General features: G+C 45.8%; 15 protein-coding genes. 8 read left to right on the top strand and 7 right to left on the bottom strand.

The window, feature by feature from the left end:
- Nucleotides 1-102: 102 nt before the first annotated feature.
- Nucleotides 103-879, bottom strand: coding sequence for an FKBP-type peptidyl-prolyl cis-trans isomerase (gene fkpA / locus A6D97_RS10045; RefSeq protein ID WP_017066211.1), 777 nt, complete (start codon nt 877-879; stop codon nt 103-105).
- Between the two features lie 131 nt (nt 880-1,010).
- On the opposite strand from fkpA, the gene A6D97_RS10040 reads away from it, so the two are divergent.
- Together A6D97_RS10040 and A6D97_RS10035 are read left to right on the top strand one after the other, a co-directional pair.
- Complete coding sequence (locus tag A6D97_RS10040) at nt 1,011-1,988, top strand: PQQ-binding-like beta-propeller repeat protein (protein WP_017066210.1); 978 nt, start codon at nt 1,011-1,013, stop codon at nt 1,986-1,988.
- A gap of 5 nt (nt 1,989-1,993) precedes the next feature.
- Entirely contained in the window at nt 1,994-2,221 is a 228-nt protein-coding gene (locus A6D97_RS10035) for a SlyX family protein (RefSeq protein WP_009848930.1), read from the top strand.
- Between the two features lie 180 nt (nt 2,222-2,401).
- Here the strand turns inward: A6D97_RS10035 and A6D97_RS10030 are convergent, their stop codons facing one another.
- The 5 genes from A6D97_RS10030 to kefG all read right to left on the bottom strand — a co-directional run bounded on the left by A6D97_RS10030 (nt 2,402) and on the right by kefG (nt 6,994).
- Nucleotides 2,402-3,367 (bottom strand): isoaspartyl peptidase/L-asparaginase, encoded by a 966-nt coding sequence (locus tag A6D97_RS10030; RefSeq protein WP_017066209.1) that lies wholly within the window; start codon nt 3,365-3,367, stop codon nt 2,402-2,404.
- A 217-nt stretch (nt 3,368-3,584) separates the two neighbouring features.
- On the bottom strand, nt 3,585-4,175 hold the full coding sequence (slyD, locus tag A6D97_RS10025) for a peptidylprolyl isomerase (protein WP_017063705.1): 591 nt from the start codon (nt 4,173-4,175) through the stop codon (nt 3,585-3,587).
- A gap of 94 nt (nt 4,176-4,269) precedes the next feature.
- Nucleotides 4,270-4,470, bottom strand: coding sequence for a YheV family putative zinc ribbon protein (locus A6D97_RS10020; RefSeq protein ID WP_019825339.1), 201 nt, complete (start codon nt 4,468-4,470; stop codon nt 4,270-4,272).
- Between the two features lie 156 nt (nt 4,471-4,626).
- Nucleotides 4,627-6,423, bottom strand: coding sequence for a glutathione-regulated potassium-efflux system protein KefB (kefB, locus tag A6D97_RS10015; RefSeq protein ID WP_065584304.1), 1,797 nt, complete (start codon nt 6,421-6,423; stop codon nt 4,627-4,629).
- Nucleotides 6,410-6,994: a glutathione-regulated potassium-efflux system ancillary protein KefG gene (kefG, locus tag A6D97_RS10010; protein WP_065584303.1), complete on the bottom strand. Its 585-nt coding sequence runs from the start codon at nt 6,992-6,994 to the stop codon at nt 6,410-6,412. The genes kefB and kefG overlap by 14 nt, the downstream gene beginning before the upstream one ends.
- A 173-nt stretch (nt 6,995-7,167) precedes the next feature.
- Between kefG and A6D97_RS10005 the strand changes: the two genes are divergently transcribed.
- The 6 genes from A6D97_RS10005 to crp all read left to right on the top strand — a co-directional run bounded on the left by A6D97_RS10005 (nt 7,168) and on the right by crp (nt 12,963).
- Nucleotides 7,168-9,090 carry an ABC transporter ATP-binding protein gene (locus tag A6D97_RS10005; protein WP_065584302.1) on the top strand — a complete coding sequence of 641 codons (1,923 nt, stop codon included), beginning with the start codon at nt 7,168-7,170 and terminating at the stop codon, nt 9,088-9,090.
- Complete coding sequence (locus tag A6D97_RS10000) at nt 9,087-9,557, top strand: TIGR02444 family protein (RefSeq protein ID WP_010435202.1); 471 nt, start codon at nt 9,087-9,089, stop codon at nt 9,555-9,557. Before A6D97_RS10005 ends, A6D97_RS10000 begins: the two co-directional genes overlap by 4 nt.
- A gap of 271 nt (nt 9,558-9,828) precedes the next feature.
- A complete protein-coding gene (locus tag A6D97_RS09995) occupies nt 9,829-10,836 on the top strand; it encodes a hydrolase (RefSeq protein ID WP_065584301.1) in 1,008 nt (335 codons plus the stop codon).
- A 95-nt stretch (nt 10,837-10,931) separates the two neighbouring features.
- On the top strand, nt 10,932-11,144 hold the full coding sequence (locus A6D97_RS09990; RefSeq protein WP_010435208.1) for a YheU family protein: 213 nt from the start codon (nt 10,932-10,934) through the stop codon (nt 11,142-11,144).
- A gap of 77 nt (nt 11,145-11,221) precedes the next feature.
- Entirely contained in the window at nt 11,222-12,091 is an 870-nt protein-coding gene (locus A6D97_RS09985; RefSeq protein WP_010435210.1) for a phosphoribulokinase, read from the top strand.
- A 239-nt stretch (nt 12,092-12,330) separates the two neighbouring features.
- Nucleotides 12,331-12,963 (top strand): cAMP-activated global transcriptional regulator CRP, encoded by a 633-nt coding sequence (gene crp, locus A6D97_RS09980; protein WP_004729651.1) that lies wholly within the window; start codon nt 12,331-12,333, stop codon nt 12,961-12,963.
- A gap of 177 nt (nt 12,964-13,140) precedes the next feature.
- Here crp and A6D97_RS09975 read toward each other — a convergent pair whose 3' ends face one another.
- On the bottom strand, nt 13,141-13,932 hold the full coding sequence (locus A6D97_RS09975) for a DUF1338 domain-containing protein (RefSeq protein WP_065584300.1): 792 nt from the start codon (nt 13,930-13,932) through the stop codon (nt 13,141-13,143).
- Between the last annotated feature and the right edge of the window lie 113 nt (nt 13,933-14,045).

Raw genomic sequence — 14,045 nt, 5'->3', positions numbered from 1 at the left:
TTTAAAAATCAAATACTCATCTTCAAATCATAAAAAAAGCCTAACTCAAAGTTAGGCTTTTTATTCAATCAACGTATTTTAGTACGAGGCTTTTAACCGATATTACTGTGCAGGAGCTGCTTCAGCGTTATCGATGTTTAGTAGTTCTACTTCGAATACTAGCGTTGAGTTAGCTGGGATAGTCGGTGTGTCTTGCTCACCGTATGCTAGCTCTGGCGGGATAACGAACTTGTACTTAGAACCAACTTGCATCAGTTGTACGCCTTCAGTCCAGCCTGGGATTACGCGGTTTAGTGGGAATGTTGCTGGTTCGCCACGATCGTAAGAGCTGTCGAACTGAGTACCGTCTGTTAGCGTACCTTTGTAGTGTACTTGAACGGTATCAGTGTCTTTTGGAGAAGCGCCTTCACCAGGAGTCATTACTTGGTAAAGTAGACCAGATTCAGTTTGCTTAACGCCTTCAGTTTTAGCGAACTCAGCGCGGAAGTCATCACCGGCTTTCTTCACTTCTGCAGATTTTTCTGCCGCTTGTGCTTGCATCGTTTCAGCAACACGCTTGTCTAGAGCTTCAAGAGCTGCGCGAGTTTCTTCTTCGTTAAGTGCTGTTTTCTCTGCGAATACGTCTTCGATACCTTGAAGAACCATATCTTTGTCTAGGTTGATACCTAGCTCGCTTGGCTTATCAATGCTTGTGCTTAGGTAGTTAGCGAAAGATACACCGATTGCGTAAGCCGCTTTGTCATCTTCTGTTTTAAAGTTTACTGCTTCAACTTTAACTTCTTCTACCTGTGGAGCTTCTGCCTTTGGTTCTTCTTTCTGACAACCAACTGCTAGCATAACCGTTGCGGCAAGCAGTGATACTTTTAAAACTGATTTCATTGAATTCTCCAATTAATGGCCAAGCCATTGGTTATTGTGCACAAATCTAATGATTAGATTGGTGTGAATACGTTAGTTATAACAATATACTAGTCATATGTCTTTCGACACAAACCGGATTATTAGATGTGATGCGAATATTTTTCCACTCATTGCTATGTACAATTGTCATCACCTTGTTAAATGGTTGCTTTTTCTTCCAAGATGATGAGCAGCGTTGGGAAATTGAGCCCAATGGTGCCACCAGCTTTGCACTCAGCAGAGATGGACGCTTCGCCCTGCTCTACTCTCAGCAAAAGCAACTGCTCCTTTGGGACCTCGCCGAAGACCAAGAGTTGGCTCGGCTTGGTCCACAAGACCAGTTAGAAAACCAAGTATCGCGTATCCGTATCTCGGACAATGGCCGTTTTGCCATTACCGCTAGCCAGATGAACTTCGCCGTTTGGGACTTATCTTGGACTCAAGCACAAGGGCTCTGGTCTATCTCCGACGGCTTGATTCGCGATGTCGATATCTCTAGCAATGGTGAAAAAGTACTGCTTGGCCTTTCTAATGGAAAAGCCATCTATGTGGACTTAGTCACCGGACGCCGTCTGGAGTTCCTTGCTCACCGAGAAAAAGTGAATTCAGTCTCCCTCTCTTCTAATGGCCGCTACGCATTATCAGGCGGCAACGACTACAAAGCTTACCTTTGGGATACCGAGTCAGGCTTGGTGTTGCGCACCTTTGAGCATGAACAAAGAGTAGTACGAGTCGCGCTACAACGCGATGGTGAACTGGCTTTTACCTCTGATGGCGGCAATCAAGCGATGATTTGGGATCTTGAAACGGGCGAACCTCAAGCGCAATTGCAAAGCTGGTCTCGACAGTTGATTTTCTCGAGTGCGCGTTTTTCTGATGACGGCAGTATGTTGGTGACGGGCACACCATCCAGCCAAGTGAGTGTGTGGAATACTCAGGATGGCAAGCGAATTTCTCGCCACGATGCTGAGCCATTAAAAGATGCTCGCCCTCCTCGTGCGGTAGTGTATGATGCAGCCTTTGATGATAAGAACCGTGTGATATCGGGCACCTCTGCGGGCATTGCCCAAGCTTGGAATGTGGATTAAGAACGATGACAGAAAAGCGAGTTGAACAACTAGAAAGCCGCGTAAATGACCTAGAGTGTCAGCTAGCTTTCCAAGAACAGACCATTGAAGAACTCAATGAAGCGCTTAGCCAACAACAAATGTTAATCACGAGAATGCAAGATCAGATGAAGTTCGTGGTTGGCAAAGTAAAAAATATGGATGGCTCTAATCTAGCTGACGCATCAGAAGAGACGCCACCTCCACACTATTAAGTGCGGTTCAAAATAACCAATTAAATCTAACGACGCATATCGTTAGTTTCTCGTCCTCAATGTGTAAACACATTTCAGGACGGGACATAGAAAACTAAGAGGGCGACAGATACTTATCTGTCGCCCTTTTGTTTATTTCATCTCAGTGAATAAGCTAAAGCCAATTAAGCCGATACCAACTTAGTCGTCGGCATAAATCTTCACTTCAACACGACCTTGAGTATCAACGCTTGCACGATACATTCCTGAGCTGTTCATACCAAAATGTATATCGCCTTGGCCATCGATAGCGATCAAGCCACCTTCTCCACCCATGGTTTTCAATTCACCTTGAATGATCGTTTCACAAGCGGTGTGCACATCTTCTTTCAGATAACGCATTCGTGCTGCGACATCACTGGCGACCATTTTACGTAGGAAGAACTCACCCATCCCGGTTGTTGAGACGGCAACATTGCCATTTTCAGCGATGGTTCCTGCACCAATGATCGGAGAGTCACCCACACGACCGTATTTCTTATTGGTCACGCCACCGGTACTGGTTGCTGCCGCTAAGTTACCCGCTTGGTCTAATGCGACCGCACCAACCGTGCCGTACTTTTTATCGTCAGGGTATTTCTCAGCTTGCTGCTGATCATATTTCGCTTCAGACAGAGCAAAGATGCCTTTCTCTTTCATCGACTGAAGTTGGTCATAGCGGCGCTCAGTAAAGAAGTAGTCTTGCTCGGTAAAGGTGTAGTCATGCTCAAACGCAAACTTCTCGGCACCTTCACCAATCAGCAACACATGGTCGCTTTTCCGCATCACATCACGTGCAAGCTCAATTGGGTTTTTGATATGGCGAACGCCTGCAATAGCACCTGCATCCATTTCGCGGCCATGCATCACAGAAGCGTCCATCTCAACAAATTCATCATGCGTTAAAACAGAGCCCCTACCGGCATTAAAGTGCGGGCTGTCTTCCATCACCTTAACCGATGCCACTACCGCATCCAGAGCATCACCACCCGATTGCAATATTTGATAACCAGCCAAAACCGATTTTTCCAAAGCCTCGGTAATACCCGCTTTTAATTCATAGCTCATTTGCTCGCGCAAGATGGTTCCTGCACCACCATGAATGGCAATTGAAAAAGGCTGTGACATACAAACTCTCCACTGACGTCGTCTTATAATGTTGTGCTATCAATACCACATCCATGGTTCGATGTCTGATAACGAAAACCAAACTTTTACGAATGCTTAGATTTGCGGACACTTAGTTTGGTAGAGAAAAGCGAGGTCAAAAAGCGAGACTCCTAAACGCAAAAAGCCTCCACAAGGGAGGCTTTCAAGATTCTTAAACTAAACCGTTAATTCGGTATTAGTGAGAACCACAGCTACCGCCGCCGCAGCAGCCGTCTTTTTTCTCTTCACCGTGGTCATGGCCTTCGCCACCACAGCAACCGCCTTCGTGGTCATGATCGTGGTCGTGACCGCCACAGCCGCCTTCTTGGTGTACGTGACCGTGTTGAACTTCTTCTTCAGTCGCTTCACGAACCGCTACAACTTCAACGTCAAACGTTAGAGTTTGGCCAGCTAGCATGTGGTTACCATCAACAACAACTTCGTCGCCATCTACTTCAGTAACTTCAACTGGGATTGGACCTTGGTCAGTATCAGCTAGGAAACGCATGCCAACTTCGATTTGCTCAACACCTTGGAATACGTCTGCAGGAACACGTTGAACTAAGTCATCGTTGTGCTCGCCGTAAGCGTCTTCTGGAGTAACCGTTGCTGAGAACTTGTCGCCAGCTACTTTGCCTTCAAGCTCTTTTTCAAGACCTGTAATTAGGTTGTTGTGACCGTGAAGGTAATCTAGTGGAGCTTCTGCAGTTGATTGGTCAACTACTACGCCATCTTCAAGTTTCACTTGATATGCAACACTAACTACTACGTTCTTTTCAATTTTCATGAGAGCTCCAAGGAGGTTTGGACTAAGCTCGAACAGTTGAGCTTAGGAAAAATTCTGTACCGGGATATTATGGGGATCAATTAACGAAACTCAATCATTCTGGCTTAAAAATACCGATCATTTCTTGATTCGCGTGTTCAGATTTCTCTACAGTTTTCGGTTTACGCTGTTCTGTGAAGTCACAATCGACACATTCCACCAGCTCGATATTATTTTCAATCCACCAACGGAGTGTGTCTTGAGTACTGCAACTTGGGCAGCTTGCCCCTGCGATAAAGCGTTTTTTCTGTTTCACGTTCATATCCTTTACTACTCTGGATTCGCGGTTCTTCCCACTCACTTTATTGATAAGTTAAGCAGAGACCGCGTTTATTATTAGGTTAGTTCTATAGTCTGTTATTTCTATGCCCAAGCTCTATTTCTAAGCTCAAGCATGAGTTATCACTTCAAGCTACTGCCAATAGTTTCGAGATTGGTGATCGTTTTCCATCTCGTGTCCAAAGATCTCTTCAAGTTCTTTACGAGCCTCTTTCGCTCTTTGGGCTAACTCGGCATCTTCGTTATGCTGAGGCAGCAACTCTTTCAGCATACCATTATCCAACTTTCTAAAGTGTGCTTCTGCTCGCTTCGCTTTATATGGATGCATGCCAAGTTCAGTCAATGTTTGACGACCTAAATCCAATGCTCCAAGGAAGGTTTCACGCGAATAGTTACTCACACCGTGGTTAAGTAGTTGATACGCTTCAACACGGCTTCGTGCACGCGCCAAGATCTTTAAGCGTGGGAAGTGCTGCTTACATAAATCGACGGTTTTCATGATTTCATCAGGGGAGTCAGTACACAACACAATCGCCTCTGCTTTATCAGCACCGGCTGCGCGTAATAGCTCTAGGTGAGTCGAGTCTCCGTAAAAGACTTTGTAGCCAAACTTTCTAAGGATATGGATTTGGCTGGCATCACTCTCAAGAACGGTAATACGAATCTTATTAGCGTACATCAAGCGACCTATGATCTGACCGAAGCGACCAAAGCCAGCAATGATCACTCGAGGGCTGCGATCAACCACATCCGAAGACATCGCACTTTCGCTGATTTGGTTCAGTTGACGAGCAAAGAACTTATCTTGCAGCTTAAGCATTAGTGGCGTGGTCACCATAGACAGGCTCACTACTACCAGTAAGAACGACACCTGTTCGCCACTTAAGATGCCCTGCGCACTCGCCGCGGTAAAAATAACGAAAGCAAACTCACCACCTTGGCTAAGAATCATCGCCATTCGGCTACGTGCTTTAGCTTGAGTGCCGAAGATACGAGCCAGCGCATACAGCACCAAACCTTTCAATACGACTAGCGACGACACTGCAATAAGTATTGCGAATGGGCTTTCTGCCAGTAGACCTAGGTTTACCGCCATGCCAACCGAGATAAAGAACAGGCCGAGCAGTAACCCTTTGAATGGGTCAATCGCAATTTCAAGCTCGTGTCGGTATTCACTTTCAGCCAGAAGTACGCCCGCTAGGAAGGTACCTAATGCCATCGACAAGCCAATCCGTTGCATGATCACAGCAATACCAATCACAAGTAACAGCGCCGCGACGGTGAATAACTCACGCACACCACTCATCACTACGTATCGGAAAAGTGGTCTCAACAAGAAGTGGCCACCGACCAGTAGGCCAATCACGCCACCCAGCATCCACAGCATGTCAGCCCAGCTACCGCCGGTATTACCCGCAAGTAGAGGCAACATTGCTAGCATTGGAATAACAGCGATATCTTGGAAAAGCAGTACTGCAAAGCCCGACTGCCCTGCTTCTTTGCCGCCGAGCTCTCGCTCTTCAATAACACGCAAGGCAATCGCAGTCGAAGACAGCGCCAAACCCATACCTATCACGAGACTGGTTTGCCAGGTTAATCCAAATAGACAGGCGATGGCGGTAATAATTAGAGTGGTGATCAGCACTTGCGCGCCGCCCAACCCGAGAATGGGGGCTCGCATCTGCCACAGTTTTTTCGGGTTAAGCTCTAAACCAATCAGGAAGAGCAGCAGTACCACCCCGAATTCGGAGAAGTGCAGAATCGCCTCTACATCACTGATTAAGCCCAGCCCCCATGGGCCAATTGCCACACCTGCTAATAGGTAACCGAGGACTGAACCCAAACCAGCGCGCTGTGCGATAGGAACCGCAACCACAGCAGCCGCTAAAAATATAACGCTACTTTGTAGAAAATCATTAGTCAGAGCCATCATCTGCTCCTATATCTTGTAGCGGATCTCGCAACCAATTTCGATATTCTTCAGCGTGTTGGTAACGCGTCATATCCGAGACATTTCTAGCCCAATGTAAAACTAAAGGTGACATCCAGTGCATCTGGCACAAAGCGGCAGTTAGCTCAAACGGTTGCAAGATCTCTTGTAAGGGATACTTATTATAGCCTGCAGCACCAAACGCCTCTTCTTTACCACCCGTGGTGATAACACTGCGCCAATGCTTACCCTTAAGTGCACTTTGCTCACCAAACGCAAAGCCCTTGCCTAATACTCGGTCAAACCATTCCTTCAATAACGAAGGGCATGAGTACATAAACAAAGGATGTTGGAATACAATCACATCGTACTGCAGAAGCAGTTCATGCTCATAAGGCACATCAATAAAGAAGTCAGGATAGAGGGCATAAAGATCGTGGATTTTAACATTCCCAAGCGACTCTATCTTTTTAACCATGATCTGGTTAGCGATAGAGGTTTGCGGCTCTGGGTGCGCATAGATCACTAATACCTTTGGCACGGGTTTGTCTATCGAGGGAGTAATACTCATTCCTTTGAAACATTCCTTTAAGGGCTAAACGGTGGCAAGGCCACTAGAATTTAAATAAAAGTTATTAATATGTTATTGGCATCATAACGCAAATTGCATTGTGATCGACTTTTATCTGGATTCAGCCTACTATGCAGGCGTCTGTTCACCTCTAATTTCTATGCTACCTCTATATGATTACTTTCTCTGATATTCAATTGCTACGCGGCGGTAAGCCACTCCTCGACCAAGCATCTGCGACTTTTCACCCTGGCGACAAGATCGGTTTGGTTGGTAAAAACGGCTGTGGTAAATCTACGCTATTCGCCTTAATTAAGGACGAACTGTCTATTGATGCAGGCTCATTCAGCAAACCTGCCCATTGGGAAATGGCTTGGGTTGCTCAAGAAACACCAGCATTAGAAAGAACAGCAATTGAATACGTGATTGATGGTGACCGTGAATACCGCGGCCTTGAAGATCAACTAGAGAAAGCTGAACAGGCCGACAACGGCACCTTGGTCGCAGAGATCCACGGCAAGATTGAAACCATTGGTGGCTACAGCATCAAGGCTCGCGCTGCCGAGCTGTTAGACGGTCTAGGCTTTAGCCAAGAACAAATGGCGTGGAACCTAACCCAGTTCTCGGGTGGTTGGCGTATGCGTTTAAACCTAGCGCAAGCCCTACTGTGTCGCAGTGACCTACTGCTACTCGATGAGCCAACCAACCACTTGGATTTAGACGCAGTAATGTGGCTCGAGCGTTGGTTACAAAGCTACCCTGGCACGCTAGTGCTTATCTCGCACGATAGAGACTTCTTAGACCCTATCGTCAACCGCATCGTGCACGTTGAAAACCAACAGCTCAATGAGTACACGGGTAACTACTCATCGTTCGAAACCCAACGAGCGCAAAAACTGATTCTGCAACAAGCGATGTACCAAAAGCAGCAGAAACAGATGTCTCACATGCAGAGCTACATTGACCGTTTCCGCTACAAAGCCTCAAAAGCTCGCCAAGCGCAAAGCCGTATCAAAGCATTAGAGAAAATGGAACAAGTGCTGCCCGCTCAATTTGATAACCCATTCAGCTTTGAGTTTAGAGAACCAGACGCGCTACCAAATCCAATCATGATGATGGATGAAGTCTCTGCGGGCTACGATGACAACCTGATTCTAGAGAAGATTCGCTTGAACCTAGTACCGGGCAGTCGTATTGGTCTACTTGGCCGAAATGGCGCTGGTAAGTCAACGCTGATTAAACTCCTTTCTGGCGAACTGAAACAGCAAGGTGGTGAACTGAGCTATTCACAAGGCGTTAAGATGGGTTACTTTGCACAGCACCAATTAGAGACGCTGCACCCAGAAGAAACACCGCTGCAACACATGATGCAGATTGCCCCTAAACACACAGAGCAACAACTGCGTGATTACCTAGGTAGCTTCGGTTTCCAAGGTGAAAAAGCGCTCGATAAAGTAGCCCCCTTCTCAGGCGGTGAAAAAGCGCGTTTAGTTCTGGCGCTACTAGTATGGCAAAAACCGAATCTGTTGCTGCTCGATGAACCAACCAACCACTTGGATCTCGACATGCGTCAGGCGCTGACGTTTGCATTGCAGACGTTTGAAGGCGCAATGGTTATCGTATCGCATGACCGTTACCTACTCCGTGCGACTACCGATGATTTGTATTTGGTACACGACCGCCAAGTGGCACCGTTTGATGGTGACCTAAGCGATTACTACAAGTGGCTAACCGAACAGCAGAAAGTTGAACGCAAAGAAGCACAAGCATTGGCACCAGCAAAAGACGGCGCCAACAGTGCAGCAGCAAAAAAAGATCAGAAACGTAAAGAAGCAGAGTTCCGTAAACTAACGGCACCAATTCGTAAAAAGCTGAGTCAATTTGAAAAGCAGATGGATAAATTAACGTTGGCTCTTGAAGAAGCCGAGCAAGAATTATCCGACACTTCACTGTATGAAGCTGAAAATAAGGCTAAACTGAATAAAGTACTCGCTCTCCAAGCGAGCAGTAAGTCACAGCTAGAAGAAGTTGAAATGGATTGGATGTCCACTCAAGAAGAGCTTGAGCAGATGGAACAGGATATGGATAGCTTATGAGCCCAGAGCACGCCCCAATATCACTAACACTGGAACGACTATGGCAATTTAGCCTTCAGTATTACAGTGTGCGCGGTGTAAAGGATGCGTGCTTAGCTTTGCAAAACCAGTTCCACGGCAACGTCAATCTACTGCTGCTTCTCAAATGGCTTGATGAGCAGCAATTGTCTTTTGCCGAAGAAGAGTGGCACAAAGTTCAACAGTGCTTGAGCCGCTCTGAAACCCTGCTTCATAGTTATCGAGAGCTACGTAAGCATCTCAAAGCACACGTTGTTGATTCACTCTACCGTGAAGCCTTACAGTTCGAATTACAACTAGAGAAACAACAACAATCTGATCTCGTCGACTACATAAACTCTCTTCAGCTTTTCGCAAACCAACAAGCGCCTCTCGCTTTTCAATACTGTCGATTATTAGGGGCAGAAAACCTCTATGTTGCTTTTTCTGAACCAGCCCCTCAGCCCTAAGGCATTCCCTTTTCCTTTTGTTAGATCAAGATCCAAGCTTATTGGGGACTATCGTTCTTCGTGTTCACGCGATGGTGGCTCGGATTATTAGCAATATATAGAGCTTAACCTCGATATTATTCAACCAGTTACCTACAACCTGTTTTGTAACCTGTATGAGTGAAACTCTTGCGCTTATGCCGAGAATCAACCAAGCTCAAATAAAAACATGGGCGTTTCACTAAAAGCTCAACACTTTATCAAAGCCCATAAAAGAAGCATGGACTGTTTTATGACAATATTTACCGCAGCGGCTGGTCTCTCTAATCCGCACTTACAAACCTTAGTGCCACGGTTTATTAGAAAGCAGGCGTTATTTGATCCTCAATGGCAAACCTTAGAAACTCCCGACGGTGATTTCCTCGACCTTGCATGGAGCGAGGACCCGAAGGGAGATAGCCCCAATAGTGATAATAAAAGCAGAGGAGATGCGAATAATAAGCCCATTTTCGTTCTATTCCACGGTTTGGAAGGCAGCTTTGAAAGCCCTTATGCCAATGGACTGATGAATGCGTTTGCTAAAGATGGTTGGTTATCCGTGATGATGCACTTTAGAGGATGCAGCGGAAAACCGAATCGCTTGGCTCGCGCGTACCATTCAGGAGAAGTAGAAGATGCTCGTTTCTTTCTACGACACCTGCACGCGCAATTTCCCAATAACCCAAAGGTTGCGGTTGGTATATCTCTAGGCGGAAACATGCTGGCGAACTACTTGGCTGAGTATGCGGACGACCCATTACTGTCGGCGGCGACAATCGTATCTGCTCCATTTGACTTAGCGTGTTGCTCGAGTCGTATTGAGCGCGGTTTCTCCAAGCTTTATAAGAAGTACCTGCTCAACTCTCTAAAATCGAATGCGTTAAAAAAAGTTAACCTGCTACAGGAAAAACTTGGCATCACAGCTGAAGCCATCAAGAACATCACCAAACTGTATGAGTTTGATGAACGAATCACTGCACCGCTGCACGGCTTCAAAAATGCCCAAGATTATTATGCGCAATGTTCTGCGCTGCCTAAGCTCAACAAGATTAAACTACCGACGCAGATCATTCATGCCAAAGACGACCCTTTCATGACCGATGATGTGATCCCAAAGTTCGTTCTACCCGATAACATCGATTATCGACTGTTCCAAAAAGGCGGACATGTTGGGTTTATTACTGGCAGCACACTCAAGCCAAGATTTTGGTTAGAAGAAGCCTTGCCTGCCTACTATGAAAGTATCCAAGATTCGGCATAATGACCGAGCCTTAGTAAATAGAAGCAAAACATTACTAAGCACACATATTTCTACATCAATAAACCTATCTATGAACATAAAAGAGAGAAGTATTTATGATCATCCCATGGCAAGACATTGCGCCAGAGACACTGGAAAACCTCATCAAAGAGTTCGTGCTGCGTGAAGGCACAGACTACGGCGACGTAGAGGTTTCACTGCAAAACAAGATTGACCAAGTGAAACATCAATTAGCTTCAGGAGAAGTCAGCATCGTGTTTTCTGAACTCCATGAAACCGTTGATATTCAAGTCACAAAACGCTTCTAAGCTGCGCTCATAAAGGAGCCGTGTTATAGTGGTAAACGATTGCTAACAAGTAAGTTACTCAAAAGACAAGGGTTGTCATGTCCGCTAAACATCCAATTATTGCGGTGACGGGTTCATCTGGAGCCGGCACCACCACTACCTCAGAAGCCTTCCGTAAAATGTTCAATATGATGGACGTGAAGGCAGCTTGGGTTGAAGGGGATAGTTTCCATCGCTTCACACGTCCAGAGATGGATGTCGAGATCCGTAAAGCGCGCGAGCAAGGTAAGCACATCAGCTACTTTGGTCCACAAGCCAACGACTTTGGTGCGCTAGAAGAGTTCTTCCGTAAATACGGTAACGAAGGTACAGGCAAGGTACGTAGCTACCTGCACACGTTCGATGAAGCCGTTCCTTACAATCAAATGCCAGGCACCTTTACGCCATGGCAAGAGATCCCAGAAAATTCAGATGTGATGTTTTACGAAGGCCTGCACGGCGGTGTGGTTGATGGCGATATCAATGTTTCTCAACACGTCGACTTGCTGATCGGCATGGTACCTATCGTCAACTTAGAATGGATCCAGAAATTCGTTCGCGACACACGCGATCGTGGTCATTCTCGTGAAGCAGTAATGGACTCGATTGTTCGCTCGATGGATGATTACCTTAACTACATTACTCCTCAGTTTTCGCGTACTCACATCAACTTTCAGCGTGTTCCAACCGTAGACACATCAAACCCTCTCAACGCTAAAGGGATCCCAAGTTTAGACGAAAGCTTCGTTGTTATACGTTTGCGCGGCATCAAAAACGTCGATTTCCCTTACCTTTTAGCTATGATTGATGGCTCATTTATGTCTCGCCACAACACGCTTGTGGTACCAGGAGGGAAGATGAGTTTTGCTATGGAGCTCATTGTAAGGCCGATCCTACAACAACTCATCGAAACCGGAAAAATTGGTTAACAGAGCACCATTCTGGTTGATTACTTTTCATACCGTGATCATGTGCACAATTTTGCGTAAAAAATCGTAGCTTGGTCACGATTAAAATCAAGAAATAGTACCTGAAAAAGGATACTATTCTTAAACGAAACACAAGATAGCTTGCAGCGCTCAACGAGTGCTCTTATCCTACAAGTCAATCCAGGCTTAGCTAAAATACGGAAAGCGGCAAGCATACCCTGCAGAGGAAGTGAGATATTATGGTTCTAGGTAAACCTCAAACCGATCCAACATTAGAGTGGTTCCTTTCACACTGTCATATTCATAAGTACCCATCAAAAAGTACTTTGATTCATGCTGGTGAAAAGGCAGAAACCTTGTACTACATTGTTAAAGGTTCTGTGGCAGTTCTTATCAAAGACGAAGAAGGTAAGGAAATGATTCTTTCTTACCTAAACCAAGGCGACTTCATCGGTGAGCTAGGCTTATTCGAAGAAGACCAAGAGCGTACAGCTTGGGTTCGTGCAAAATCTCCTTGTGAAGTAGCTGAAATTTCTTTCAAGAAATTCCGTCAACTTATCCAAGTGAACCCAGACATCTTAATGCGTCTATCAGCGCAAATGGCAAACCGTCTACAAGTAACTAGCCAAAAAGTTGGTGACTTAGCGTTCCTTGACGTAACTGGTCGTATCGCACAAACGCTACTAAACCTAGCAAAACAACCAGATGCAATGACTCACCCTGACGGCATGCAAATCAAGATCACTCGCCAAGAGATTGGCCAGATCGTTGGTTGTTCTCGTGAGACAGTTGGTCGTATCTTGAAGATGCTAGAAGAGCAGAACCTAATTTCTGCACACGGTAAAACTATCGTGGTATATGGCACTCGTTAATCTCGATTAACTGAGCCTAAAATTTGAAAGCCACCAAATGCAAATTTGGTGGCTTTTTTGTTTTCTAAAGATCTACAAAGAAAATACGAATGAAACACCTACAGCTTCGAAGCGCAAACACTCTCGAAGCGAAGCCTATCTGCATCTTTAGGGTAAAGTCCGTACTCGTATCTTTCTTTAACCGTTAGTGCTTTCGAAGATCTTGTCAGCCGATGCTGCCACAAAACCGGTATAAAGCTCACCATTAGCCATCGCATAACGCTTAGCGAACTCATAGAAGCCTCCAGGAATCATCTCATTGCCCTCAACAAATGAAACTGGGACTTTATCTGCCATTGTTGATGATTGCTCTAATAAGACCTCTGGAGAGCCTTTAACCTGGCCACCAGATGCATTGATCGTGAAGCCTGACTCGCTCAGGTAGTCATTCACCGCCTGCACTTCATCAAATTCATTTAGCTGGTTCACACTCACCGTAAAGTGGTTTGCACCATATCCATGAGCCGCTAACCAAGACGCGTATTCACTCTCTTTTGCTAGAACTTGGAAATCCGCGAAGCTCAGATCCCAAAGGCGACCACCAAACAAGAACTCATGACCTTGAAGCTTGCTTGCGTCTACTTGCTCAACCAACTTCGCAACGATCTGTTGTAAGTCACTTGAACACTCTTCTACCTTCAACTCACTAATGAACACTTTCGGTTGGTTTGGGTCTGGGTGCTCGTAGTGCTTAGCCACTAACTTCTTGCTCTCAAACAAGTAGTCGCCACAAGCCTTGTAGCCTAATTCAAGGAAAGGCTTAGCCAGTGTTTCAATACCCAGCGGTGCAACATTGAAAGTTCGCAGTGCAATGTGATCATTAATCAGGACTTCGTCTTCTTTCAGCAGATGATGAACTTTCTCAGCCGATGGGCAAAGCCTGTGAATGTAATCGTCCCATAGTGATTTAAAGAGTAGATCGGGCGTCATGGTGACTCCTTGTCAAAGGTTCTAGCAAGCTAGTAATTTGGATAAGAGAGGGAGAGGCTGAGACACAGAGTCAGCAGCCATCAGCCTGTGACATACTTTTTCTATTATTATCT

It is taken from the genome of Vibrio sp. ZF57 (assembly GCF_001691235.1).
GTDB lineage: Bacteria > Pseudomonadota > Gammaproteobacteria > Enterobacterales > Vibrionaceae > Vibrio > Vibrio crassostreae_C.
Note: the sequence above shows the minus strand (reverse complement) of the source record. Positions and strands in the feature narration are given on the sequence as shown.

Excerpts from the sequence above, each read along its gene's own strand:
- fkpA (WP_017066211.1), bottom strand. The coding sequence starts at position 879 with ATGAAATCAGTTTTAAAAGTATCACTGCTTGCCGCAACGGTTATGCTA.
- A6D97_RS10040 (WP_017066210.1), top strand. The coding sequence starts at position 1,011 with ATGCGAATATTTTTCCACTCATTGCTATGTACAATTGTCATCACCTTG.
- A6D97_RS10035 (WP_009848930.1), top strand. The coding sequence starts at position 1,994 with ATGACAGAAAAGCGAGTTGAACAACTAGAAAGCCGCGTAAATGACCTA.
- A6D97_RS10030 (WP_017066209.1), bottom strand. The coding sequence starts at position 3,367 with ATGTCACAGCCTTTTTCAATTGCCATTCATGGTGGTGCAGGAACCATC.
- slyD (WP_017063705.1), bottom strand. The coding sequence starts at position 4,175 with ATGAAAATTGAAAAGAACGTAGTAGTTAGTGTTGCATATCAAGTGAAA.
- kefB (WP_065584304.1), bottom strand. The coding sequence starts at position 6,423 with ATGGCTCTGACTAATGATTTTCTACAAAGTAGCGTTATATTTTTAGCG.
- kefG (WP_065584303.1), bottom strand. The coding sequence starts at position 6,994 with ATGAGTATTACTCCCTCGATAGACAAACCCGTGCCAAAGGTATTAGTG.
- A6D97_RS10005 (WP_065584302.1), top strand. The coding sequence starts at position 7,168 with ATGATTACTTTCTCTGATATTCAATTGCTACGCGGCGGTAAGCCACTC.
- A6D97_RS10000 (WP_010435202.1), top strand. The coding sequence starts at position 9,087 with ATGAGCCCAGAGCACGCCCCAATATCACTAACACTGGAACGACTATGG.
- A6D97_RS09995 (WP_065584301.1), top strand. The coding sequence starts at position 9,829 with ATGACAATATTTACCGCAGCGGCTGGTCTCTCTAATCCGCACTTACAA.
- A6D97_RS09990 (WP_010435208.1), top strand. The coding sequence starts at position 10,932 with ATGATCATCCCATGGCAAGACATTGCGCCAGAGACACTGGAAAACCTC.
- A6D97_RS09985 (WP_010435210.1), top strand. The coding sequence starts at position 11,222 with ATGTCCGCTAAACATCCAATTATTGCGGTGACGGGTTCATCTGGAGCC.
- crp (WP_004729651.1), top strand. The coding sequence starts at position 12,331 with ATGGTTCTAGGTAAACCTCAAACCGATCCAACATTAGAGTGGTTCCTT.
- A6D97_RS09975 (WP_065584300.1), bottom strand. The coding sequence starts at position 13,932 with ATGACGCCCGATCTACTCTTTAAATCACTATGGGACGATTACATTCAC.